The following is a 23183-nucleotide window of genomic DNA, read 5'->3' on the forward strand; positions in this document are numbered from 1 at the left end:
CTGGCAGCGGTCTTCACAATCTTTTATCTTTTCATGGGCACTTGCGCGGTCCGGATTTTGCTGAGTTTTACAGTATATAGTTAGGCTATAATAACCTGGAATTTCTATACGCAACTGCTCTCTTTCTTCGCGCTAAATGCAAAATCGATTTAGCATCATCTTCTAAAAAAAGATCCGGAAGGACCTGTGCTGGCGTCACCAAGAGAAGCAATACGCACCATAAATGTAGAATTAATTTGTGGCATTCAAAATGTTTTTCGCAAAAATTATTTGAACGGTGCCTTTAGTTCACTGAAAACACAATGCAGTGAAGGGTTTCAGAAGAGCGGGCGTACAGGAACATCGGGGAAAATTGATGTAGCACATACTTCACGTAAGAAAAGTAATGCAGGTTGTCTAATAAACCCAGGGCTAACGCAGCATTTGTTCTCAGGCAGATCCCCGTTTAATAAATTTTCCCGGTATCTGCACCTGGCTTTTCCGGGTTACGCGCGCTCCTTTGTCCAGTTGATGCATCAGTAAACTGATAGCGGTTTTTGCAATTTCTTCCACAGGTTGTTGCACCACGGTAATGCCGGGCGGGTACAGGCGGAAAATATCGTGGTCATCGAAACAGATCACCGCAACATCATCAGGCATCCGCAACCCAAGGCCGGCAATGCTTTCCAGCCCCAGTATGCCCAGGTAGTTGGTAGAAAAGAACAGGGCCTCCACTCCCTTGTTGGCTGTGATAAAATCCTGTATAGCCTTTACAGCCTCATCACGCGGACTGTTGTAAGAAATTTTCAGCACCTGTTTGTTCCTGAAGGGGATATTTTCTTCTTTCAGCGCGTCCCTGTATCCCTGGAAACGTTGTTGTATCTGCACCAGCTCCATATCTACCGTAATAAAGCCGATCTTACTGTACCCTTTCCCCAGCAAATGTTTCATGCCTTGCCGCACCCCGCCATAGTTGTCTATCAATACATACGGAACGGCCACTTCGGGGAAATAGCTGTCCATCAATACTACCGGGCGTTTATGTGCCAGCAGCTGCTCAATATCCTTTTCCATGCCTGCCGCAGGCGTGATCAGGAACCCGTCTACCTGCTGGCGGTTCAGCATACGGATCAGCTCCGTGCCTTTCTGCGCGTTATTTTCCGTACTGCAGTATACAATGTTGTACCCGTAACGGTCTGCCTCTGATTCTATCACCCTTGCCAGCGCCGCAAAGAAGCTGCCGGAAATGCTTTCCACCATAAGGCCCAGGGTTTTGGACTGGCCCGTACGCAGGTTCACGGCCACGGAATGCGGCTGGTACCCGGTTTTTTTCACCACGGCCTGTACTTTTTCCGCGAGCTCGTCGCTAATGCGCATCTGACGCGCTTTTCCGTTCAATACAAAAGATACGGTAGATGGGGCTACGCCTGCCATCTGCGCTACATCTTTGAGAGATAAACGCTTCATGCCCTGGCCTTTCTTATCTTTCATGATAGTGCTGTACTGCTTTTAATTTTAATGGCCGGTATTCGGCGCGAGGTTGATCAATTGGTAAATACAGTTGCGGAATTTACAATGAAAAATCGGGATTAAGGGCTGATTTTCATATACAAAGGCTCATACGAAAGCTGTACCGGCATGGCCGGCAAGCCTCAACGGGCATATATACGCTAGATCCCGAGCGAGTTGTCCACACGGCGGTAACTCATCTTCCATAACACATTGGCCAGTTTGCGCGCCGTGTTCATAACAAATGTTTCGCTTTTTTCAGGGAAATAGATGTGCAATGCTTCATGCAGGCTTACTTCAAGATGCTTACGGCCTTGCAACCGGCTGTCTATCACTATGGTATTACAACCGTAATCAGACATACCGTACGCCTTTTCGCGTCCAAGTTTGCGATAGATCACTTTCATACCTTTCCTGTTTTACCCTACAAAGGTACAAAGATCCTGCCGCCTCCTCTACAGCTGAAAAACTATGCCACCGGCTTCTGGGATTCTCCTTTCACCCTGAACAGCGCGGCCGTACGCCTGGGGTTGCCTACTACCCATACTACATCCCCGCTTTCCAGCATCATGTCTGACACGGGATTCAATATACGGTCTGTACCCCGCTCAATGCCCACAACGAGGCCACGGGCCTGCTCGCGGATGCCTGACTGGCGGATGGTTTTCCCGAACACCTGTGAACCTGGCTGCACTTCATAGCGGCGCAGCTCTATTTCCGTTTTAACCGGCTTGATCTCCGGCAGATCCTGGTCTATATATTCCCTGAACAAACCTATCTGTTCGTCTGTACCAATTACCTGCAGCCGGTCTCCGGGATACAGCCGCTCCGATTTTGGAGGGATGGGCAGCAAGCGCTCCCCTCTTTCTATCACGGCTATATTAACACCATATTTCTCCCGCAGCCCAAGCTCCTCCAGCGTTTTACCCACCCCTTCCCAGTCTGCCCGTACGTTAAACGAAGCCAGGTGCGCATCCCAGGGGGCCAGCACAGGGGTCCGTTCCTTTTCTGCGGCCGCCTGAGCAGCTTCGCGGGCATTGAAGTTGGTAAAGAACCGGGCTTCCAGCCTGTCATAAAATACCTGTATACGCCGGGAAAAAATAACCAGCACCACCAGGAACAAAACCGTTACGGAAAAGGCAATGGTAAACGAGTAGAACCGGTCCAGCATCAGGCCTATGAGGAACACGGCCAACACGATCCTGGCTATACGAAGCAGCCACAACGGGCCTTTGTATTTGTTTTGCGCATAGAGGTTGGAGAACGCTGTGGTTTCCACCCGCCTTACGGCCAGCGCCCACAGGAACGGCATCATTACAAGGAAGGTGCCGATGGCCGTGATGGCCCTGCCCCATTTCAGGCCGGCCAGTTCTACCATTTCCGGCAACACATACAGCGAAGAAAGCAGGCCAATGGCCAATATAATAACGGTACATACCACCATGTTGATGACATATCCCTTCAGCACCACCTGCCAGTCACTGGCCTGTGAGATGGTTTGCGCGCCGGTGCTGTAACGGGCCAGCGCGGCCTTCCAGCCAACGGGTATCCGTTTGTCCAGCCAACCGTAGAAAGGCTCGGCCACCTTGATGAGGTACGGCGTGGTAAAGGTGGTAACGGCAGACACGGCCACCGCAATGGGATACAGGAAATCACTGGTTACTTTCAGGGTAAGGCCCAGCGTGGCAATAATGAAAGAGAACTCCCCGATCTGCGCCAGGCTCATACCTGCCTGCACGGAAGTTTTCAACGGCTGGCCGGAAATAACTGCGCCCAGCGTGGTGCTCACCGTTTTACCTACCAGGGTAATGAGGGTAAGCAATATTACCGGCCCCAGGTATTTCTGCAGCATGGCCGGATCTATCAGCATGCCTACGGATACAAAAAAGATAGCGCCAAAGAGGTCTTTCACAGACTTGACCAGGTGTTCTATTTTCTCCGCCTGTGTGGTCTCAGCCAGAATAGAGCCCATGATAAAGGCGCCCAGCGCCGGGGAAAACCCTACCTGGGTAGCCAGCACCACCATGCCCAGGCAAAGGGCAATGGCCGTTACCAGCATGGTTTCTTCGCTCATGAGGGTTTTGGTTTTCTTGAGCAGCGTGGGGATGAAGAAAATACCGCCCACAAACCAGAGTATGAGAAAGAACACCAGCTTCACTACAGATATCAGCATTTCCGTACCGGCAAACTGCTGGCTTACGGCAAGGGTGGATAATAATACCAGCAACACAATGGCAATAAGGTCTTCTACCACCAGGATGCCAAATACCAGCCCGGCAAACTTCTGCCCTTTCACCCCCAGCTCTTCAAACGCCCGTATAATAATGGTGGTGGAGGATACAGATAACACGCCGCCCAGGAAGATACTGTCCATCATAGACCACCCCAGCAACTGGCCTGTGACATAACCCAGCCCCAGCATAAAGGCCACTTCCACCAACGCGGTAATGGAAGAGGCGCCGCCTACCTTCATCAGTTTTTTGAAGCTGAACTCAAGGCCCAGGCTGAACAATAAAAAGATCACCCCTATTTCGGACCACACACGGATGTTGCCTTCCTCCCTTACCGTTGGGAAGAGGTCAAAATACGGCCCCACCAGGAAGCCGGCTATCAGATAACCGAGTACCAGGGGCTGCTTTAATTTTTTGAAGATCAGGGTTGTTATGGCCGCCGAGCCCAGCAGAAGGGCCAGGTCAATAATAAGGTTTGGTAAATGGATCATCCGCCCGTCTGTTTTCTTTTATATGTGATGTTGGCAAAATAATAAAAAAACACGGGAGAGAAGGGTAATAAAATACAAGGAATGCGGCAAAAGCGCGCATTCCTTGTCAATTCTGTATTAAAATAACATTAAACTATCTTTTGCCGGCCCAATTTTTATACCTGAGCAGCGCTTCCAGGAAGTAATAGTCCGCGTAGGAAAGCGGCACATCTATTTCGGACTTGCCAGGCATGGAGCCGGTGCTGTGCATAAGAATGAAGTTATTGTTTTCCCCTTCCTTTGCGCGGTAGGCAGGCCCTGCCAGGCTGGCCAGCGCGTCTGCGCCGGCATTCCAGTAGCGTTTGCGTTCCTGTTTATTGGTATACCTGCTCAGTTCCAGCAACGCAGAGCTCATTACAGCCGCGGCGGAAGCGTCCCGGATGGCGTTCGGGATCTCGGGCGCATCATAGTCGTAGTACGGCACCAGGTCTTTGGGCATGCGGGGGTGGTTGAGCATGTAGTCCGCAATATGGCGCGCCTGATCAAGGTATTTTTTGTCTTTCGTTTCCCGGTACATCATGGTATAACCGTACAAGCCCCAGGCCTGCCCTCGGCTCCAGGCCGAAGCGTCCGAGTGGCCCTGATGGGTCTTTTTAGCCAGCACCTGGCCGGTAGCGGTATCATAATCCACTACGTGGTAAGAGCTGTAGTCTTCCCGGAAGTGGTTTTTGATAGTGGTATTGGCGTGGTCTATGGCTATTTTGATAAAGGTAGAATCCCCGCTATGGCGGGTGGCCCATGCCAGCATTTCCAGGTTCATCATGTTATCTATGATCACCGGGCACTGCCAGCGGCCGTGGTCCCAGGAGCGGATGGCTTTTATGGTGGGCTTGTAGCGGGTGATGAGGGAGCGGGAGCTGGTCATCAGCACATCGTTGTAAGCAGGCGTTCCAATGAGGCGCAGGCCATTGCCAAAGCTGCAGTACATGAGAAAGCCCAGGTCGTGCGTGTTGGTGCGGTACTGGTCAGGCAACAGGTATTGCTGGCGTTTTTCGGCTTCCTGCTTAAAAGCGGGGTCTTTCGTGTATTCGTACAGGTACCAGCAGGAGCCGGGGTAAAAACCTGCCGTCCACCAGTTGTATTTGGCCGTCATCAGGCTGCCGTCTTTATTGGTGGCGCGGGGAAACACCGAGTCAGGCAGGGCCTGCATCATGTGTTTGTACTGTGTTGCAGAGAAGCGGAGACTTTCATTTACCAACGCTTTCATCTGCCTGGTGGATAATTTGGTTTGCGCGTGGGCAGCTGCGCCCCAGGCCATCAGTAATAAAAAAACGATCTTGCTTTTCATTCCGTGTGAATTTTACTTTTATGCCCGGCTACGCAGCAACGGGCTGTTATTTTTTCTTTTTAACGGCTTTAACGGCCGCCCCGTTGGCAGCGGACACTTTGATGCCGGCCGGCGCCACGGGCGTTTCTTTGGGCATGCCCCCGGTAGATTCCCTTTCTACCAGCTGAATGGGCACAATTTCCTGCGAGTGGCGGTACGCCGCGGGGTGCCGGGCCTGTATCAGGTCCATCAGCGCGGCCACTATCCTTTCTCCCATAGTGGTGGGATACTGGTCTACAGAGGTGATAGAAGGCGTTACGATCTCCGTACGCGGATCATTGGAATACCCTACGATCTTGCAATCTTCCGGCACCCTGATGCCATGCTTGCGGCAGTACTCCAGTATGGTGATGGCCGTGGTATCATTGGTGGCAAAAATGCCGTCGGGATAAGGTTTCTGCGAAAATATCCTTTCCGCCGCCTGCCAGGCGTTCTCCCTTGTCAGTTCATGAAAGAAAACCCGGTTCTTTTTATAAGGCAGCTTGTTTTTCTGCAGGGCCTCCTTGTAACCGGCCAGCCGCTCTGTATACAGATTGCAGGTAAGCGGGCCCGAAATATGCACAATGTCTTTACAGCCTTTTTCCACCAGGTGTTCCGTGGCTTTGAAGCCGCCCAGGAAATCATCTCCCTTGATCACTTTTACATTGTAATCTTTGGGTGTGCGGTCAAAAAACACAATAGGCGTGTTTTGCTGCTTGAATATGTCGAAGTGGGAGAAATCCGTGGTATACAGCGTGGCGGATACCGCCAGCCCGTCTACCCTGGCCGAGTACAGCGTATTGGCCAGTTCGATTTCCTGCTGCAGGGAGTCATTGCTCTGGCAAATGATCAGGTTGTACCCGTACTCCTGCAGTTTGTTCTGGATGATGGTGCTGATGGCGGCGGGGAAGAACATGGAAATGCGCGGAACAATGAGACCGATGATCTTGCTCTTGTTGTTGCGCAGGCCCGCGGCCATAGCGTTAGGGCGGTAGCCCATTTTACGCGCCATCTTTTTAACGCGCTCTTTGGTTTTGGCGCTGATGTTAGGATGGTCATTCAATGCCCGGGAAACGGTAGACACCGAAAGTTCCAGTTCTTCGGCAATGTCTACAATTGTTTTTTCAGAACGAAGGGACGACATATGATTAGCTATTTAGGGGATTTTACCTGCCCATCCAACCGCCGTCTACCGTCACAACGGTGCCGTGCATGTAGTTGGACGCGGCAGATGCCAGGAATACTACCGGTCCCATAAAATCTTCCGGCTCTCCCCAGCGGGAGGCGGGTATACGTTCCAGGATGCTTTGGCTGCGTTTTTCATCTGCCCGCAGGGCTGCTGTGTTATCCGTGGAAATATAACCCGGCGCAATGGCGTTCACATTTATGCCGCGGGCCGCCCATTCATTGGCAAATGCTTTGGTGAGCTGCCCTACCGCACCTTTGCTGGCTGCGTAGCCCGGAACATTGATGCCGCCCTGGAAGGTGAGCAACGAAGCGGTGAATATCACCTTGCCGCTACCGTGCGCTATCATCTGTTTCCCGATCTCGCGGGTAAGGATGAACTGTGCGCTCTGGTTGATGGCAATCACTTCGTCCCAATATTCGTCCGGATGCTCCGCAGCCGGTTTGCGCATAATGGTGCCAGCATTGTTCACGAGGATATCGATTACCGGAAAATCCTTTTGTACCGTTCCGATAAAATTATACAATGCTTCGCGCTTCCCAAAATCACACTGGTAGGCTTTGAACCGGCGGCCGGTAGCCAGTACCTCCTTTTCCACATCGCTGCCTGACAATTCCAGGGAGGCAGACACCCCTATGATATCCGCGCCGGCTTCCGCCAATGCCACGGCCATGGCCTTTCCAATGCCCCTTTTACACCCGGTAACAAGGGCCGTTTTCCCTTTCAGGCTGAACAGATCTAAAACACTCATGATGTCAAATTATTTTTTCTGGATAATTTTAGCTGTAACCGGCTGCCGCAACCTTTCCGCCTGCTCCTGCAGGTAGCGGAACCACTGGTCTGCGTTTTTGATGAGGCCGGCCTTGTCCCAGGCGCCGCCGGTGTAATAGGTGATGGCGCCGTTCCCGTCCGTAGCTGCAACAGCCAGCACATGGCCTTTCTCTACCTTCATTTCCTTTACGGGCGCCAGTACGATGCAGCCTATGCCGGTGGTGCCGTCTGCCCCGTGCTGCGGCTCCCAATAACCCATTACGCCATTGGCTTCCTGCAGCAGGATGGTACCCGGATCTTTCCTTTTGATGATACCGATGGCCACCGGCAGGCTTTGGCTGTACCGGACCTGCATCTTGCTCAGTTGGGCATGAGCGTCCAGCGATACGGTTTTGGTAACGGTTACCGGCTTGCCGCTCACCTGCCAGGCATCGTAGCTTAGCTCAAAGGAGGTGCGGAGAGGCCCGCTGTCCAGCGTGCGGTGGCCGGTGTAGTTCCTGGAGAACCAGATGCTGTCTTGCAGGTACGGCGCAATACCGCCCGCGCCCAGTGTCAGCCCCACATGATAATAATCCAGTCCGTCGCCGTCGTCCTTATGATAGTTGGTGCGTTTGTACCATTTGTTGATCACCAGGTTTTCCGTCCGTTTATTCCAGAAGTCAACCCCATAGGCCATTTCTTTGGGCGTGGCTTCCAGTGCCTTCCCGTACATGCGGAAAGCCACCCGGTTATTTTCCCAGGCAAAATCATCCTTCCGCTCCGGTACATAACGGCCGTAGGTTTTGGCGGCCACGGGGGCCGGTTTTCCTGCTACAAACCTGATAGTGGTGCTGGCGCCCGCTTTCAGCGGAACATCCAGCAGTATTTTCACCGGCTGGCCGGTACCTTCCGTGAGCACCTGGTAAGGTACTTCCTTGCCTGTGGCGGTGTTCAGCACCTTAAAGCTGCCTTTGCCCAGCGGCGCCCATTGAGCGGCCACCATAGCGTAGTCTACTTCCACCAGCCCGCCGGCTACCCCGGCCGGGTTGTGAAGCGATACGGAAAGCGGGGCCTGGGCGGCGGCGGCCAATGCCGAGCCGGACAGTACGCCCGCGCATAAACAGTTGATGATGAATTTCTTCATGATTTTCTTTTATACGTGTAGTCGTTACCGTAATTCAGTGATGGCGCAATGGTCCATATCTCCGTAATCCAGGTTTTCACCGGCCATGCCCCAGATGAAAGTATAGTTGCTGGTGCCTGCGCCCGAGTGGATGGACCAGGGCGGTGAGATCACCGCTTCGTTGTTCTGCATCCAGATGTGGCGCGTTTCCTGCGGCTGGCCCCAGAAGTGGCAAACAGACTGGCCTTCCGGCACTTCGAAATAAAAATACACCTCCATGCGGCGATCATGCGTATGGGCCGGCATGGTGTTCCAGGTGTTGCCGGATTTCAGCTCTGTCATTCCCATCTGCAGCTGGCAGGTGGGCAGTACAGAATTGACCAGCAGTTTGTTAATGGTGCGGTGGTTGGAGGTTTCCTGTGCGCCCAGTGTTACCACATCCGCTTCCGCGCGGGTAATGCGGCGGGTGGGATAGTTCATGTGCGCCGGGGTGGAATTGAGGTAGAACCGGGCAGGGCTTGCCGCGTTTTTGCTGGCAAACACCACCTCGCGTTTGCCTTTGCCGATATACAGGGCTTCCTTGAAAGCCACTTCGAACACTTCGCCGTCAACGGTAACGGTACCGTCTCCGCCTGTATTGATAATGCCCAGCTCCCGGCGTTCCAGGAAGTACTCCGCTTTCAGCGGGTCTACTGTTTCCAGCTTTACCGGCTTGTCTGCCGGCATTGCTCCGCCGGTAATAAAACGGTCGTAATGGCTGTATACCAGCCGTACTTTGCCAGCTTCAAACAGCGGTGTGATCAATAATGCTTCCCTGGCCTGCGCAGTGTCCCATGCTTTGGCTTCCGCGGGACTGCTGGCATATCTTGTTTCTATAGACGTGCTCATCATAAAATTTTAAGAAATTCCATTTTGGAAAGTATAACCAAAAAATAACAATATTCATGGAAAGGTAATATGAAATACTGAGAAATGCAAACGTTTGCATTAAATTGCTATAAAAGCGTCAAATAACGGTGACACGGGGGCTTCAGCCGCAAAATACTATGGTGTTTTGTTAACTTTGCAGTTGGTTAATATCCAATCAAGAAATCAGATTTTAGTATTAACGGCAAGTTTCCAAATACGCTATTTTAGCAAATCATGAACACGTATCTTCAGATTCACCCGAAAGACAATGTGCTGGTGGCTTTACAGGACCTGCCGGCTGGAAAGCAAATAGAGTTCAATGGTTCAACAATTCAATTGAAACAGAACGTTCCCGCTAAACATAAATTCCCTTTAAAACCCCTGCAGCCGGGCGATGCCGTACTGATGTACGGCGTACTGGTGGGTAAGGCGGTAGCTCCCATACAGGAGGGGGAAACCATTACGGTCAGGAATTTACAGCACGATGCCAATGCTTTCCATGAAAAAGACGCCAGTTTCCAGTGGCAGGCTCCCAACGTGAGCCGCTGGGCCAATCAGACTTTCCAGGGCTTTTACCGGGAAGACGGGCAGGTAGGCACCCGCAACCACTGGCTGGTAATACCCATGGTATTTTGTGAGAACAGGAATGTAGGCGTTATTAAAACGGCCTTTGAAAAAGGCCTGGGTTTTGCCCCGCCGGAGGTGTACAACGAGCAGGTGAACGACCTGGTGGGCCTCTATAAAAGCGGCCGGCTGGACGCTATCCAGGATTACAAGCCCGCGGAAGCCACCACGGAATCCCGCAAAAACGCGGTATTTCCCAATATAGACGGTATCAAATTCCTGATACACGAAGGCGGCTGCGGTGGTACCCGGCAGGATTCCGATGCGCTTTGCGCCCTGCTGGCCGGTTACATACACCACCCTAACGTAGCCGGTGCTACCGTACTGAGCCTGGGCTGCCAGCATGCGCAGGTATCCATTCTGCAGGACGCCCTCAAAAAGCTGAACCCGAACTTTAGCAAGCCGGTACTGGTGTACGAACAGCAAACCAGCGGTTCGGAATTTAACATGTTATCAACCGCCATCCGGGAAACCTTCCTGGCGCTGGTGGAAGCCAATAAACAGGAACGCCGGCCGGCGCCGCTGTCCAAAATAGTGATAGGCCTGGAATGTGGTGGTTCAGACGGGTTTTCCGGTATTTCCGCCAACCCTGCCATCGGCCATACTTCAGATCTGCTGGTAGCCCTGGGCGGCACCACCATTCTATCTGAATTTCCGGAGCTTTGCGGCGTGGAGCAGGAGCTGATCAACCGTTGCGAAAACAATGGCACGGCAGACAAGTTCATTTCCATCATGCGGGCCTATGAAAACCAGGCCCAGTCCGTAGGCTCAGGCTTTTATATGAACCCTTCGCCCGGCAACATCAAGGACGGTCTCATTACAGACGCCATCAAATCTGCCGGAGCGGCCAAAAAGGGCGGCACTTCTCCTGTAAAAGATGTGCTGGACTATACGGAATACGCCACCAAACCAGGGCTCAACCTGCTCTGCACACCGGGTAACGATGTGGAATCCACTTCTGCCGAGGTAGGTTCCGGTGCTTCCGTAGTGCTGTTCACCACGGGGCTGGGCACGCCTACCGGCAACCCCATTGCTCCCGTTATAAAATTGTCTACCAATACCCGGCTTGCCCAGCGCATGCCTGACATTATAGACATTGATACCGGCAGTATCATCAGCGGTCAGAAAACCATTGAACAAATGGGTGAAGACATCCTGGACCACGTGGTGAAAGTGGCCAGCGGAGAAATCTTTACAAAGGCCGAGTTACTGCACCAGGATGATTTTATTCCCTGGAAGCGCGGTGTAAGTTTGTAAGCATATGAACGATACAGGAACGGTGCGGGCAACCCTGCACCGTTTTTTTATGCCGTGCGCCGGCAAACAGGACCATGAAATAATTCAATAAAAAAGGCTTCCTCTGCAGGAAGCCTTTTTCTTATGTTGAAAGATGGTTGTTTATATTTCCACCTTTTCCATACGCGGTGCAAAGAAGTGCATGGTGATCCATGCCAGCAGGTACATGGAACCGCAGATCAGGAAGAGGATGTTGTACCCTGCATTGATGTTGCCGAGCGCCTTGTAATGATCAAGCAGGAAGCCCACTACCAGGGGGAACAGCATGCCGCCCAGGGAGCCGGCCATACCGCCGATGCCTACTACGGAGCTGAGTGTGTATTTGGGGAACATGTCAGACGCCGTAGTGAAGATATTGGCAGACCAGGCCTGGTGTGCCGCAGCAGCTAAACTGATCAGTGCCACAGCCACCCACATGTTTTCCGCATAACGCGCCGTCATGATGGGAATTACGCAGATGGCAAAAAACAGCATAGACATTTTGCGGGCCTTGAATACCGGCCAGCCCTTGCTGATCAGCCAGCCCGGCAGGTAACCGCCGCCAATGCTGCCCACGGTGGTAGCCGTGTACACAATGATCAGGGGCAAGCCCAGGTTCTTGATATCCAGGTTGAAGGTAGTGGAGAAATAAGATGGCAGCCAGAACAGGAAGAACCACCAGATGGGATCTGTCAGCAGCTTGCCGAATACGAATGCCCATGTTTGGCGAATGGCGAATAATTGACCCCAGGAAACTTTCTTTTCCACTGCTACTTCTTCTTCCCCATCGCTCTGGATGTGAGCCAGCTCGGCCGCGCCCACTTTTTTATGACGGTTGGGCAATTCGTACATCACCAGCCAGAAAATAAGCCATATAAAACCGATCACACCTGTCCAGATGAAAGCCTCCTGCCAGCCGTACGCGGAAGCCAGCCAGGGCACTATTGCAGGCGCCGCCACGGCACCAATATTGGCCCCGGAGTTGAACAGGCCTGTAGCAAAAGCCCTTTCTTTTTTCGGGAACCACTCTGCCACAGACTTCACGGCTACCGGGAAGTTACCAGCCTCGCCAAGTCCCAGCAAAGCGCGGGCCGCCCCAAAGCCGAAAGTAGATTTAGCCAGCGCATGCGCCATGGCCGCAACACTCCATATTACAATGGAAACCGTATATCCCATTTTGGTGCCTACTTTGTCCACAAACCGGCCAAATACCAGCAAGCCAAGTGCATAGCAGGCGGAGAACACCATCACAATTTCGCCATACTCCGTTTCTGACCAGTTAAATTCTTTCTCCAGTAAAGGTTTCAGAATCCCGATCACCTGCCGGTCAATATAGTTGATAGTAGTGGCAAAAAACAATAAAGCTACAATGCGCCAGCGGTACCGGCCAATTACAGTGGAATTCATTTCGTTGATTGTTTAGGATAAATACATGTTGGCAACAAATTACTTCAATGCCTTTATATATGCAAACGTTTGCGTTACTTTTCCGCTCAGCCCTTTCCAGTCTTGTTTATCGATCACAGACTTGGGCAACAGGTTAGACCCCAGGCCTACACACACCACGCCGGCATCAAACCATGCCTGGAGGTTGGCCTGCTCCGGTTCTACGCCGCCGGTAGGCATGAAGCGCAGGCCGGGGAACAGCGGTTTGATGGCTTTTACAAAACCCGGCCCCAGTGTGCTGCCGGGGAACAGTTTCACCAGCGCCGCACCGCTCTTTTCCGCCACCGCTATTTCCGAAGGCGTCATGCAGCCGGGTATCCACAAAATATTGGCAGATTTGCAATAGGTGGCCGTAGCCTCATCTATTATCGGGCTTACAATAAAGTCCGCTCCCATTTCCGCAAATGTTCTGGCATCCGCCGCGTTCTTGATGGTGCCTATGCCCAGGTACATATCCGGCATGGACTTGGTTTTCAGATCGCGGAGGTACGCAAAGTTCTGCCGGGCGTTTTCTCCACGGTTGGTAAATTCAAATACACGAATGCCCCCTTCGTAGCAGGCCTTCATCACTTCCGCACACACAGCGGGGTCATCATGATAAAACACCGGCACCACCTTTGTGGCTTCAAATGCTTGTAATACTATATCAGGTTGTGGTGTCATATGTTACATCAGTTGCGCAATGGATTCCTTTGCGGTAAGGTTAAAATCGCCGGTGCGGAACAGCTTGGAATAAGCTGCGGCGGCGGCAAATGAAATAGTTTGCTGTTCCGTATACCCGTTCAGGTTGGCATGAATGAGCCCCGCCATAAAACTGTCTCCGCTGCCTACCCGGTCTACCACTTCGTTGGTCTCGTATTGCCGGGATACGTACAGTTCCCCGTCTTTCCAGTACACCGCATAATACAGGTTATGCGTAGGCGCGGAAGAAAAACGGAAAGTGAAGGCCACACGGTCGCACTTCGGGAACTGTTGCACAATAGCCTGCGCAGATTCCCGCGCGGCGCGGAGATAGGCTTCTTTAGTGTTCTCGTTCACCGCTTCCTGGTTGAGCGGTGTGCCCAGCATCATATTGGCGGCCCAGATGTTGCCCATGATCACATGACAGTACTGCGTCAATGCCGGCATCACGTCCAGCGGCGATTGCCCGTATTGCCACAGCTTGCTGCGGTAATTCAGGTCTGTTGATATTGTCATTCCTTTGCGGGTGGCCGCTTCCAGCACTTCCCGGCAAATTACCGCCGCATCTTTGTTGAGCGCGGGTGAAATAGCGCTCCAGTGGAACCAGCCGGCATGGCCCAGCAGGGCATCCCAATCTACCGTTCCCGGTTTTATTTCCGAAAAGCTGGAATATTTGCGGTCATACACTACTTCCGCATGTTTCAGGTCTGCGCCCTGGGCCAGGTAATACGCCCCGATGCGGTCCCCGCCCCACAACATCCGGTCAGTCTGAATGCCCACGGCCTCCAGTTGCGCCAGTACCTGGCGGGAAAGGCCGTTGTCTGGCGCTTTACTGATATATGCCACCGGGTTGCCCCAAGTAGCCAAAGCGGCGGCCACATTGGCTTCTGCGCCGCCTACAAAGAGAGACGCACGTTGTGCCGCCCAATCCGGGCTTAATCGTAATAACAATTCTCCAAACGTAATAACAGAAACCGGTTGCATCAGAAATTAAAATAGGCTTTGGCGTTGTTGTAGCAAATATCCTGTACCATTTTTCCCAACCAGGGAATATCAGCCGGCAGTTCGCCGTTCTCCACATCATTGCCGATCAAATTACACAATATTCTCCTGAAATACTCATGCCGCGAGTAAGAAAGAAAACTGCGCGAGTCTGTCAGCATGCCTACAAACCTGCTGAGCAGACCCATATTGCTGAGCGTGTTCATTTGTTTTTCCATGCCGTCTTTCTGGTCAAGGAACCACCAGCCGGAGCCGAACTGCATTTTGCCGGCTATGGTACCATCCTGGAAATTGCCTACCATGGTGGCATACACTTCGTTATGGGAAGGATTGAGATTGTACACAATGGTTTTGGCCAGCTGGTCATTCTTATCTAGCCTGTCAAAGAAGCGGCTCATGGCTTCGGCCATCGGCCAGTCTCCAATAGAATCCACACCGGCATCCGCCCCCAGCCTTTTCAGCAGGCGGGAATTATTGTTACGGATGGCGCCTGCATGGAACTGCTGTGTCCAGCCTTTTTCATGGTTCCAGGTGCAGATGAAATGAAGCGTGGCAGATTTGAACATGTCCGCATCAGCGCCGGTTAATGGTTTGCCGGCCATCAGCGCGGCAAAGGATTTTTCCAGCGCCGCTTCCGTAAAGTCTGCGTAAATAAAGAAGTTCAGGCCGTGATCAGACAAGCGGCCGCCCTGCTCATGAAAATAGTTGTGCCGTTTCTTCAGGGCATCCAGCAATGCGCTGTAGCTGTTGATGTCTACATTTGCCGCGCCGCCCAGCTTTTTCATGTACACCTGGAAAGCCGCGGGGTCTTCGACCGCAATCGCTTTATCCGGCCGGAACGTGGGCAGTACCTTTACCGCAAAACCTTGCTGGCGGATGGCCGCATGGTGCTCCAGGGAATCTGAGGGATCATCTGTGGTACACAGCGCATCTACCTTGAAATGCTGCAACAAGGCTTTAGTGGTGAACTGCGGCAGCTGTGCGTTGCAGGCCTCGTACACTTTGGCGGCATTGCCGCCGTTGAGCACTTCTGTAATGCCGAAGGGGTTGCGCAGCTCCATGTGCGTCCAGTGGTACAGCGGGTTGCGCATGGTGTAGGGCACGGTTTCCGCCCACATTTTGAACTTGGTGAAATCATCCGCGTTGCCGGTGATGAGATCTTCGTTCACGCCGTTGGCACGCATGGCACGCCATTTATAGTGGTCGCCTTTTAACCAGGCTTCCGTGATGTTCTGGAACTGTTTATTACCGGCAATTTCGTCTGGCGGCAGGTGATTGTGATAATCTATCACCGGCATGTCTTTCGCAAAATCGAAATAAAGCCGTTTGGCTGTCTCCGTGCGGAGCAGGAAATCTTCTGACAAAAAAGTTTTCATTATGCTGCTTATAAAACCTTGGAGTGATGAGTAATGTATGACTGAACGCCGTTTTGCAACATGCCCACCAGGTGGTCTGTTACCGTGTCTGCAAAACCGGGAATATTATTCAGGTCCGTTTCCCAGAGGCGGCTGTCTTTGCAGACGGCGCGCACCATGGCGGATATTTCAGGATAACCGTTCTTTTCCACAGACTGCCAATGGGCCGCAAAAACGGCAGCATTATCGTCCGTAATATCATAGAAGGCGTCTTTACCACGCTGGCCCTGGTATTTACCGTTCACCTCGCGGGCCGGCTTCAGGAACAGCAGGGTGGCTGCAAATCCGAGCAACATCATTTCCGGCAATATGCCTTTGGCCTCGCGGTAGCGCAACAGGGTTTGCACATTGCGGGCGTTCATTTTGGAACTTTGCTGGAAGGTGATGCTGATCAGCTTGTGCTCTATATACGGGTTGGCGAAACGGTCCAGCACATCCCGCGCAAAAACGGCCGTTTGCGGCCCCAAAGCGCTGAGGGTAGGCAAAATTTCGTCTGTTACCACGGTTTCAAAGAAACGGCGCATGTAGGCGTCCTGCATGCACTCGTACACGGTGTTGAGGCCTGACAAATAGCCTACGCACACGGCTGCCGTATGGCTGCCGTTGAGGATGCGCAATTTCTGCTCCCGGTAAGGGGTGATGCTGGGGGCGATCAGCATGCGGCTGTCTGTCTGGTGGAAAGCCAGCTGCTGCGCCACCGCGGTGTCTCCCTCAATGGCCCAAAGCAGAAAAGGTTCGGCGTCTATCCACAGTTCATCTTCATAACCGGCCTGTTCCCAGCATTCCTGCAGGTTCTTGGGTTTGCCCGGCACAATGCGGTCTACCAGCGAGCTGCAGAAGCGGTTGGCGGTGGAGATCCAATGTATAAAGTCTTCCGGCAGCTTGTTAAATGCCGCCAGCTGCAGTACGGTCTCTTTCAAGAGCTTGCCGTTGTCTACCACCAGTTCCGTGGGGATGATCACGAAGCCGTCCATCCCCTTGCGGAAGCGCTCATGCAAAATGGCCAGCAGCTTGCCGGGGTAAGAAGCGGGCACGCCTGCGGCCACGTTCTCCTCCACATACTGGATACCTACTTCCGTGGTGTTGGAAATAATAATGTTCAGCGTGGGCTGGGTAGCGGCCGCTAATATAGCCTCCCATTCTGCATTCGATTGCAAAACACGACTAACAGAAGCGTTCACAAGGTGCTGATTAACAGGCTGTCCCTGAGACACGCCTTTGATGTGAGTGGTATAGAGGCCATCTTGCGTGCCAAAAGCGCCCGCATCGCCATCTGTAGATTTTACGACCACAATCCTGCCTTCAAAAATGCCTGCCTTATTAGCTTTGTCTACCAGGTAATCTACCAGCCCGCGGAGCAGCACGCCCGTACCGAATTGGAGGATCTTTTCAGGAAATTGAAAATAGTCAGGTTTAATGCCCCAGGAGGGGTTGTTCATAACGTGTTGCTTGTTGAGTCTCGGTAGCATGCATGGATAATTTATTAAATAACATACCTATTTCCAGATAAATATATAACTAGCCCTGGAAATTTTTGACAATTTACTAAAGATTTGTGGGAATCAATCGATGTAAATCATTTAAGAAACAAGTGTATCTATGACCCTATTATGAGTATCTATAGGGCCAATGCCCCGTTTTACGGGGGATTTCAGTAATTTTGCATCCTTAATTCGATGAACAGATGAGCAAGCATGGAAAAGTGCTGGTAGCCATGAGCGGGGGCATTGACAGTACGGTTACTGCCCTGATGCTGCATGAGCAAGGTTACGAAGTGGTGGGCATTACCATGAAGACCTGGGATTACGCAAGCGCGGGCCCTTCCAAAAAGGAGACCGGCTGCTGTAACCTGGACTCTTTCAATGATGCCCGCGCAGCGGCCGTGCATCATGGTTTTCCGCATTTCATACTGGATATACGGGAGGAGTTCGGCGATTTTGTGATCAACAACTTTGTAGACGAATATATAGCCGGCCGCACCCCCAACCCTTGTGTGCTGTGCAATACGCACATCAAGTGGCGCGCCCTGATGAAGCGGGCAGACGCTATGGACTGCGAGTTCATTGCCACCGGCCACTATGCCCGGCTGCGCATGGAAAACGGCCGTGGCGTGATCAGCAAGGGGCTGGACGAGACCAAAGACCAGAGCTATGTACTCTGGGGGCTTGACCAGGACGTGGTGAAACGCACCCTGCTGCCGCTGGGTACCTACCGGAAAACGGAGATCCGCCAGATGGCGATGGACTTCGGCTACCCCGAACTGGCCAAAAAGGCGGAAAGCTACGAGATCTGTTTTGTGCCGGACAACGACTACCGGGGTTTCCTGAAACGCAAAGTAGACGGGCTGGAAGAAAGAGTGAACGGCGGCAATTTTGTGCTGGCGAACGGCACTGTTGTAGGCCAACACAGAGGTTACCCTTTCTATACCATCGGGCAGCGTAAAGGGCTGGAAATTGCCCTTGGCAGGCCTATTTTTGTGACCGAGATCATCCCGGAAACCAATACCGTGGTACTGGGAGACGAACATGAGCTGAACCGCAGCGAAATGAACGTAGGCGGCCTCAACTATGTGAAATATGACCATCTGCCGGAAGGCTTCGAGTCTACCGTAAAGATCCGGTATAAAGACAAAGGCGCGCTGGCCAATGTATACAATGGTGCGGACGGCCTGGTGAAAGTGGATTTTTACGAGCAGGTGAAAGGAATTGCCCCGGGGCAGAGCGCCGTTTTCTATGAGGGAGACGATGTGATAGCCGGGGGGATCATCCGAAGATAATTATCCGATCTTGGATACGAGAGGGCCAATGGTAACAGTTGGCCCTTTTTTTATGGCTTCTTCCCCACCGCCACAAACATCGTATCCGCCCCGCGCTCATACCCGCCGATCACCCCGCTTTCCGTTATTTCCAGTCCACAATGGCTGCGCAAATACTCCACGGCTTCTTCGTTCTCTTCCCGGAACACCGAGCAGGTAATATACACAAGCGTACCGCCCGGTTGCAGGAATGGCGTTACATTGGCGGCTATCTCTTTTTGCAGCCTTGCATATTCAGCTATTTGCGATTCTTTGAAATACCGGATGTTCTCCGGCGTTCTGCCCCAGGTACCGGAGCCGCTGCAGGGCGCATCCAGGATGATGCCGTCAAAGCGGGTGCGTGGCAGTTGTGCGCGGAGCGTGGGCGCGGTGAGGTCCAGCACTTTGGCGGAATAGTTCTTTACGCCTGCTTCGGCAAAACGTTTTTTCAGATTCTCTAGAATGCTGGCGCGCACATCGCTGGCAAAGAGGTGTACTGCAGGTTCCTTGTCAAGCAGCAGGATGGATTTGCCTCCGCTGGCCGCACAGCAGTCCCACCAATGCTCACCGGCCTTTGCATGAAAATGCAGGCCTGTTTCCTGCGAGGAAAGGTCTTGTACTTCGTACCAGCTTTTATCCGGGATGATGCTGTCTGTTTTGGTGCCGTTGGGCAGCGCCAGCGCATGTTCTCCTATTGGCTGCACAGCAACGCCCGCCGCATCCAGTAAACGGAGAATGGCCGCCATTTTGCCGGGCCTTGCGCGGATGAACAGATGCGGTTGCTGCAGGTGAGCGCGGGTGAAGGTTTCACCGTCAATGCCTGCGGAAAGGTGTGGCAGGAAAGGGAAAGCGGCTTGTGCGTTCCAACCTACGCCTGTTGTAGCCAGTTTTTGTTCCAGCGGGGCGGCGGCCAGTTCATTCCACGCCGGGCGGAAAAAGGCCAGCAGCTCATCCGGCCCCTGCGCGCAAAGGAAAACGCCCAGCAGTATACGTTCCTTTACAGGCTGCTCATTTTGCCAGCGGCCCGGGCGAAAGTACTGGTATACCAGTTGCTGCACCCACCGCCTGTCTCTGCTGCCCATGTGGGGATGTACCTTGAAGAAAGTTTTCAGGTAGTGATGCAGCGGTATTGATCCATCGTACCCGGTTATCACCTTTTCGGCCGCATTCATATAATTTTCCCAGCGCGTCATGTGCGCAAAGATAGGAATGCCGCCGGTATCTTGTCATAGCCATCCAGGTACGGCCATCTCTTCCCAGTACCAGGATTTCTACGTAACTTAACTATCATAACCTTCCTGTATGAGATCGCCCCTCAAGATCATCCTGCTACTTTGCCTGCCCCTGCTAGCGCACGGCCAATCTGTTGAAGATACCATCCGCCAGGTAGAAAACAACCTGGCCGGCTGGGTCACCTTCGAAAACGAACCACCCACCCGCTGGAACCTGCAGGAAAGATTGCAGACCGGCAAGATGCCCGGCGTCAGCATAGCGGTCATAAAAGATTACAAGGTGCATTGGGCCCGCGGGTACGGGTTTGCCGATGTGGCGGAAAAAAGGCCGGTTACCGCGCAAACGCTCTTCCAGGCGGCGTCCATCAGCAAATCACTTAACGGGGTGGCCATGTTGAAGCTGGTGCAACAAGGCAAGCTGAACCTTGATGAAGACATCAACCGCTATCTCAACACCTGGCATCCTTCCGCGGATTCAGGGAAAATAACACTGGCCCACCTGCTGAGCCACACGGCAGGGCTTACCATACATGGCTTTCCGGGATACGAGGTAACAGATACGCTGCCCACGGTGGAGCAGATATTGCGCGGCGTTCCCCCCGCCAACACGAAAGAAGTGAAGCCGGCGTTTGCCCCGGGTAAAAAAGTGCAATACTCCGGGGGCGGTACCACTGTTACACAATTGATACTCACCACGGTAACCGGCAAGCCGTATGACCAGTACCTGCAACAGGAAGTGCTGGACCCTATGGGCATGACCAGCAGCTTCTACACCCAACCCGCGCCCGCCGCCAAAAAACAGCTGCTGGCCACGGCTTACCGGCAAAATGGCAAGCCGGTAGAGGGCAAATACCACGTGTACCCCGAAATGGCCGCCGCGGGATTGTGGACCAACCCTACAGACCTGGCCCGTTACATTATTGAAACACAGCTTTCCTACGCCGGCAGGTCTTCCAAAGTACTGACGCCGGCCACCACTAAAACACGGCTCACGCCTTTTATGAGCAATGATGCGGCGCTGGGCGTATTTCTCACCAACGGCAACAAGTATTTCAGTCATAACGGCGGTAATGAAGGTTTTAAATGCACTTACTCCGGCAGTCTTGACGGCGGCTATGGTTTTGTGATCATGACCAATTCTGACGATTTCAGTATTGTCAGCGAAGTAATGCGCAGCATTGCCCTCACCTATGGCTGGAATGACCTTTACGATCCTGTTGTGGAGAAAAGCATACAAGTACCGGCAGATACTTTGCGCCAATATACAGGGCGGTATACAGGCCGGGGCGTGGAAATAGATGTGACGCTCACCAGCGGCCGGCTCCATATTGCATTGAACGGCAGCACGCCCATGCAAACGCATTTCACCGCACCCGGCAACTTTGTACTGATGGAAATGCCGATGTATTTGCGGTTCGATAAAACCGGCACCGGCTTTGACCTGGTGGCCAGGCAAATGGGGCAGGAAATGCGGTTTGCGAAACAGCCGGAGAAGGCCATGCCATAACGTCCGTTCTTCCATTTCATCTGCGGTATAAATAAAAAAACCGCCCCGGCATAGCGGAACGGTTTATGACGATATCTGTTACAGGTAATTACAATTTCAACAGCGCTTTCAGCGGGTCTTTCCCGAAGAGCAGCTGCTCGGGGTTTTCCAGCATTTCCTTCACGCGTACCAGGAAGCTCACAGACTCGCGCCCGTCAATGATGCGGTGATCGTAACTGAGGGCTACGTACATCATGGGGCGGATCACTACCTGGCCGTTTACGGCCATGGGGCGCTCCTGTATTTTGTGCATGCCCAGGATGGCGGACTGCGGAATGTTGATGATGGGGGTGCTCATGAGCGAGCCGAATACACCGCCATTGGTAATGGTAAACGTACCGCCGGTCATTTCTTCCATGGACAGCTTGTTGTCACGGGCCTTGGTGGCCAGTTCCAGCACTTTTTTCTCAATATCCGCCATGCCCAGGCTTTCCGCGTTGCGGATCACCGGCACCACCAGGCCCTTCGGCGCGGATACGGCTATGGACACATCACAGTAATCGTGGTACACGATCTCTTCCCCGTCAATATAGGCGTTCACGGCCGGGAACTCCTGCAGCGCAAAGCAGCATGCTTTGGTGAAGAAGCTCATGAAACCGAGGTTGACACCGTGCTGGGTTTTGAATGTCTCTTTGTATTTGCTGCGGATGGCCATCACGTTGGTCATGTCTACCTCGTTGAAAGTGGTAAGCATGGCCGTCGTATTTTTGGCTTCCACCAGCCTGCGGGATACCACTTTGCGGAGGTTGCTCATTTTCTCGCGGCGGTCGTTGCGGGTAAACAGCTCCTGGCCGAGGGCCACGCCGGGGTTTTGCAGGGCGGCAAACACATCGTCTTTCATGATCTTGCCCTGTGCGCCGGAACCTTTGATGGTGGCCGGGTCTACTTTTTTATCCGCAATAACGGCGGCGGCTACCGGCGTTGCTTTAATATCGTTCGGGATGGCGGTTACCGGCGCCTGCTGGGCCTGTTGCTGCGCTTTGGGCGCGGCGGCCTGCGGCTGCGGCGCGGGTTGCGCTTTATCGGCGGGGCGGGCGGCAGCGGTATCTATCTGGCAGGCTACATCGCCTATGTTGAGGGTATCACCTTCTTTGGCAATGGTTTTGAGCACGCCCGCTTCTTCCGCGTTCAGCTCAAAGGTGGCTTTTTCAGACTCCAGCTCGCACAGCACTTCATCCCGCTCCACGTACTCTCCGGTCTGCTTCATCCATTTGATGAGGGTCACTTCACTGATAGATTCACCGATGGTAGGCACTTTGATATCTATGGTGCCTTTGTTCACGGCAGGGGCGGCGGGCGCAGCGGCAGGAGCGGCTTCCGCTTTTTCAGGCGCTGCTTCCGCGGCTTTGGCGGGAGCGGCGGCAGGGGCCGGGGCGGCGCCTTTGGCATCCGTATCAATGGTGCAGGCTACATCCCCTATCTTCAACGTGGCGCCTTCTTCCGCCATTATTTTCAAAACGCCGGGCTTTTCCGCATTCAGTTCAAAAGTGGCCTTCTCCGATTCCATTTCGCACAATACTTCGTCTTGCTGTACAAAATCGCCGTCTTTTTTCAGCCATTTTGCAATGGTCACTTCGCTGATTGATTCTCCTACCGTAGGAACTTTAATTTCGATGATCATGTGTTATACCCTCCAGATAAGTAA

At 52.9% G+C, this 23183-nt stretch carries 18 protein-coding genes; 3 read left to right on the forward strand and 15 right to left on the reverse strand.

The annotated features are described in order from the left end of the window. Positions 1 to 429: 429 nt before the first annotated feature. The 8 genes from D3A97_RS02850 to kduI all read right to left on the reverse strand — a co-directional run bounded on the left by D3A97_RS02850 (position 430) and on the right by kduI (position 9502). Positions 430 to 1470: a LacI family DNA-binding transcriptional regulator gene (locus D3A97_RS02850; protein ID WP_232825831.1), complete on the reverse strand. Its 1041-nt coding sequence runs from the start codon at positions 1468 to 1470 to the stop codon at positions 430 to 432. Between the two features lie 179 nt (positions 1471 to 1649). After that, positions 1650 to 1895 (reverse strand): hypothetical protein, encoded by a 246-nt coding sequence (locus tag D3A97_RS02855; protein ID WP_119076445.1) that lies wholly within the window; start codon positions 1893 to 1895, stop codon positions 1650 to 1652. A 62-nt stretch (positions 1896 to 1957) separates the two neighbouring features. Further along, positions 1958 to 4210 carry a monovalent cation:proton antiporter family protein gene (locus D3A97_RS02860; RefSeq protein WP_119076447.1) on the reverse strand — a complete coding sequence of 751 codons (2253 nt, stop codon included), beginning with the start codon at positions 4208 to 4210 and terminating at the stop codon, positions 1958 to 1960. Positions 4211 to 4343: 133 nt separating this feature from the next. Further along, a complete protein-coding gene (locus D3A97_RS02865) occupies positions 4344 to 5537 on the reverse strand; it encodes a glycoside hydrolase family 88 protein (protein WP_119076449.1) in 1194 nt (397 codons plus the stop codon). 46 nt (positions 5538 to 5583) lie between these two features. Next, entirely contained in the window at positions 5584 to 6699 is a 1116-nt protein-coding gene (locus D3A97_RS02870) for a LacI family DNA-binding transcriptional regulator (protein ID WP_119076451.1), read from the reverse strand. A 22-nt stretch (positions 6700 to 6721) separates the two neighbouring features. Further along, positions 6722 to 7492 carry an SDR family NAD(P)-dependent oxidoreductase gene (locus D3A97_RS02875; RefSeq protein WP_198673842.1) on the reverse strand — a complete coding sequence of 257 codons (771 nt, stop codon included), beginning with the start codon at positions 7490 to 7492 and terminating at the stop codon, positions 6722 to 6724. A 9-nt stretch (positions 7493 to 7501) separates the two neighbouring features. Continuing rightward, positions 7502 to 8635: a BT3233 family polysaccharide utilization protein gene (locus D3A97_RS02880; RefSeq protein WP_119076455.1), complete on the reverse strand. Its 1134-nt coding sequence runs from the start codon at positions 8633 to 8635 to the stop codon at positions 7502 to 7504. Between the two features lie 24 nt (positions 8636 to 8659). Then, positions 8660 to 9502: a 5-dehydro-4-deoxy-D-glucuronate isomerase gene (gene kduI / locus D3A97_RS02885; RefSeq protein WP_119076457.1), complete on the reverse strand. Its 843-nt coding sequence runs from the start codon at positions 9500 to 9502 to the stop codon at positions 8660 to 8662. A gap of 255 nt (positions 9503 to 9757) precedes the next feature. Here kduI and D3A97_RS02890 point away from each other — a divergent pair, with 255 nt between their 5' ends. Next, positions 9758 to 11404 (forward strand): UxaA family hydrolase, encoded by a 1647-nt coding sequence (locus D3A97_RS02890; RefSeq protein ID WP_119076459.1) that lies wholly within the window; start codon positions 9758 to 9760, stop codon positions 11402 to 11404. Positions 11405 to 11545: 141 nt separating this feature from the next. Here D3A97_RS02890 and D3A97_RS02895 read toward each other — a convergent pair whose 3' ends face one another. From D3A97_RS02895 to D3A97_RS02915, 5 genes are read right to left on the reverse strand one after another with little or no spacing between them, the layout of a single operon-like run. Then, on the reverse strand, positions 11546 to 12829 hold the full coding sequence (locus D3A97_RS02895) for an MFS transporter (protein ID WP_119076461.1): 1284 nt from the start codon (positions 12827 to 12829) through the stop codon (positions 11546 to 11548). 39 nt (positions 12830 to 12868) lie between these two features. Continuing rightward, positions 12869 to 13531, reverse strand: a complete 663-nt coding sequence (eda, locus tag D3A97_RS02900) for a bifunctional 4-hydroxy-2-oxoglutarate aldolase/2-dehydro-3-deoxy-phosphogluconate aldolase (protein WP_119076463.1) — start codon at positions 13529 to 13531, stop codon at positions 12869 to 12871. A gap of 3 nt (positions 13532 to 13534) precedes the next feature. Continuing rightward, the gene (locus D3A97_RS02905; RefSeq protein WP_119076465.1) at positions 13535 to 14533 is read right to left on the reverse strand and encodes a sugar kinase; all 999 of its coding nucleotides are present in this window, start codon (positions 14531 to 14533) and stop codon (positions 13535 to 13537) included. Then, positions 14533 to 15927 (reverse strand): glucuronate isomerase, encoded by a 1395-nt coding sequence (uxaC, locus tag D3A97_RS02910; protein WP_119076467.1) that lies wholly within the window; start codon positions 15925 to 15927, stop codon positions 14533 to 14535. Before uxaC ends, D3A97_RS02905 begins: the two co-directional genes overlap by 1 nt. 8 nt (positions 15928 to 15935) lie before the next feature. After that, positions 15936 to 17435 (reverse strand): tagaturonate reductase, encoded by a 1500-nt coding sequence (locus tag D3A97_RS02915; protein WP_119076469.1) that lies wholly within the window; start codon positions 17433 to 17435, stop codon positions 15936 to 15938. Between the two features lie 215 nt (positions 17436 to 17650). Here D3A97_RS02915 and mnmA point away from each other — a divergent pair, with 215 nt between their 5' ends. Further along, positions 17651 to 18742 (forward strand): tRNA 2-thiouridine(34) synthase MnmA, encoded by a 1092-nt coding sequence (mnmA, locus tag D3A97_RS02920; RefSeq protein WP_119076471.1) that lies wholly within the window; start codon positions 17651 to 17653, stop codon positions 18740 to 18742. Between the two features lie 50 nt (positions 18743 to 18792). Here the strand turns inward: mnmA and D3A97_RS02925 are convergent, their stop codons facing one another. Next, complete coding sequence (locus tag D3A97_RS02925; RefSeq protein WP_119076472.1) at positions 18793 to 19953, reverse strand: RsmB/NOP family class I SAM-dependent RNA methyltransferase; 1161 nt, start codon at positions 19951 to 19953, stop codon at positions 18793 to 18795. Between the two features lie 109 nt (positions 19954 to 20062). On the opposite strand from D3A97_RS02925, the gene D3A97_RS02930 reads away from it, so the two are divergent. Further along, a complete protein-coding gene (locus D3A97_RS02930; RefSeq protein WP_119076474.1) occupies positions 20063 to 21499 on the forward strand; it encodes a serine hydrolase domain-containing protein in 1437 nt (478 codons plus the stop codon). A gap of 88 nt (positions 21500 to 21587) precedes the next feature. On the opposite strand, the gene odhB is transcribed toward D3A97_RS02930, so the two are convergent. After that, positions 21588 to 23159: a 2-oxoglutarate dehydrogenase complex dihydrolipoyllysine-residue succinyltransferase gene (odhB, locus tag D3A97_RS02935; RefSeq protein ID WP_119076476.1), complete on the reverse strand. Its 1572-nt coding sequence runs from the start codon at positions 23157 to 23159 to the stop codon at positions 21588 to 21590. Positions 23160 to 23183: the final 24 nt, after the last annotated feature.

The organism is Chitinophaga alhagiae, assembly GCF_003568665.1.
Taxonomy (GTDB): Bacteria; Bacteroidota; Bacteroidia; order Chitinophagales; family Chitinophagaceae; genus Chitinophaga; species Chitinophaga alhagiae.

Coding starts and splice junctions, on each gene's coding strand:
- D3A97_RS02850 (WP_232825831.1), bottom strand. CDS start 1,470: ATGAAAGATAAGAAAGGCCAGGGCATGAAGCGTTTATCTCTCAAAGAT.
- D3A97_RS02855 (WP_119076445.1), bottom strand. CDS start 1,895: ATGAAAGTGATCTATCGCAAACTTGGACGCGAAAAGGCGTACGGTATG.
- D3A97_RS02860 (WP_119076447.1), bottom strand. CDS start 4,210: ATGATCCATTTACCAAACCTTATTATTGACCTGGCCCTTCTGCTGGGC.
- D3A97_RS02865 (WP_119076449.1), bottom strand. CDS start 5,537: ATGAAAAGCAAGATCGTTTTTTTATTACTGATGGCCTGGGGCGCAGCT.
- D3A97_RS02870 (WP_119076451.1), bottom strand. CDS start 6,699: ATGTCGTCCCTTCGTTCTGAAAAAACAATTGTAGACATTGCCGAAGAA.
- D3A97_RS02875 (WP_198673842.1), bottom strand. CDS start 7,492: ATGAGTGTTTTAGATCTGTTCAGCCTGAAAGGGAAAACGGCCCTTGTT.
- D3A97_RS02880 (WP_119076455.1), bottom strand. CDS start 8,635: ATGAAGAAATTCATCATCAACTGTTTATGCGCGGGCGTACTGTCCGGC.
- kduI (WP_119076457.1), bottom strand. CDS start 9,502: ATGAGCACGTCTATAGAAACAAGATATGCCAGCAGTCCCGCGGAAGCC.
- D3A97_RS02890 (WP_119076459.1), top strand. CDS start 9,758: ATGAACACGTATCTTCAGATTCACCCGAAAGACAATGTGCTGGTGGCT.
- D3A97_RS02895 (WP_119076461.1), bottom strand. CDS start 12,829: ATGAATTCCACTGTAATTGGCCGGTACCGCTGGCGCATTGTAGCTTTA.
- eda (WP_119076463.1), bottom strand. CDS start 13,531: ATGACACCACAACCTGATATAGTATTACAAGCATTTGAAGCCACAAAG.
- D3A97_RS02905 (WP_119076465.1), bottom strand. CDS start 14,533: ATGCAACCGGTTTCTGTTATTACGTTTGGAGAATTGTTATTACGATTA.
- uxaC (WP_119076467.1), bottom strand. CDS start 15,927: ATGAAAACTTTTTTGTCAGAAGATTTCCTGCTCCGCACGGAGACAGCC.
- D3A97_RS02915 (WP_119076469.1), bottom strand. CDS start 17,435: ATGCTACCGAGACTCAACAAGCAACACGTTATGAACAACCCCTCCTGG.
- mnmA (WP_119076471.1), top strand. CDS start 17,651: ATGAGCAAGCATGGAAAAGTGCTGGTAGCCATGAGCGGGGGCATTGAC.
- D3A97_RS02925 (WP_119076472.1), bottom strand. CDS start 19,953: ATGACGCGCTGGGAAAATTATATGAATGCGGCCGAAAAGGTGATAACC.
- D3A97_RS02930 (WP_119076474.1), top strand. CDS start 20,063: ATGAGATCGCCCCTCAAGATCATCCTGCTACTTTGCCTGCCCCTGCTA.
- odhB (WP_119076476.1), bottom strand. CDS start 23,159: ATGATCATCGAAATTAAAGTTCCTACGGTAGGAGAATCAATCAGCGAA.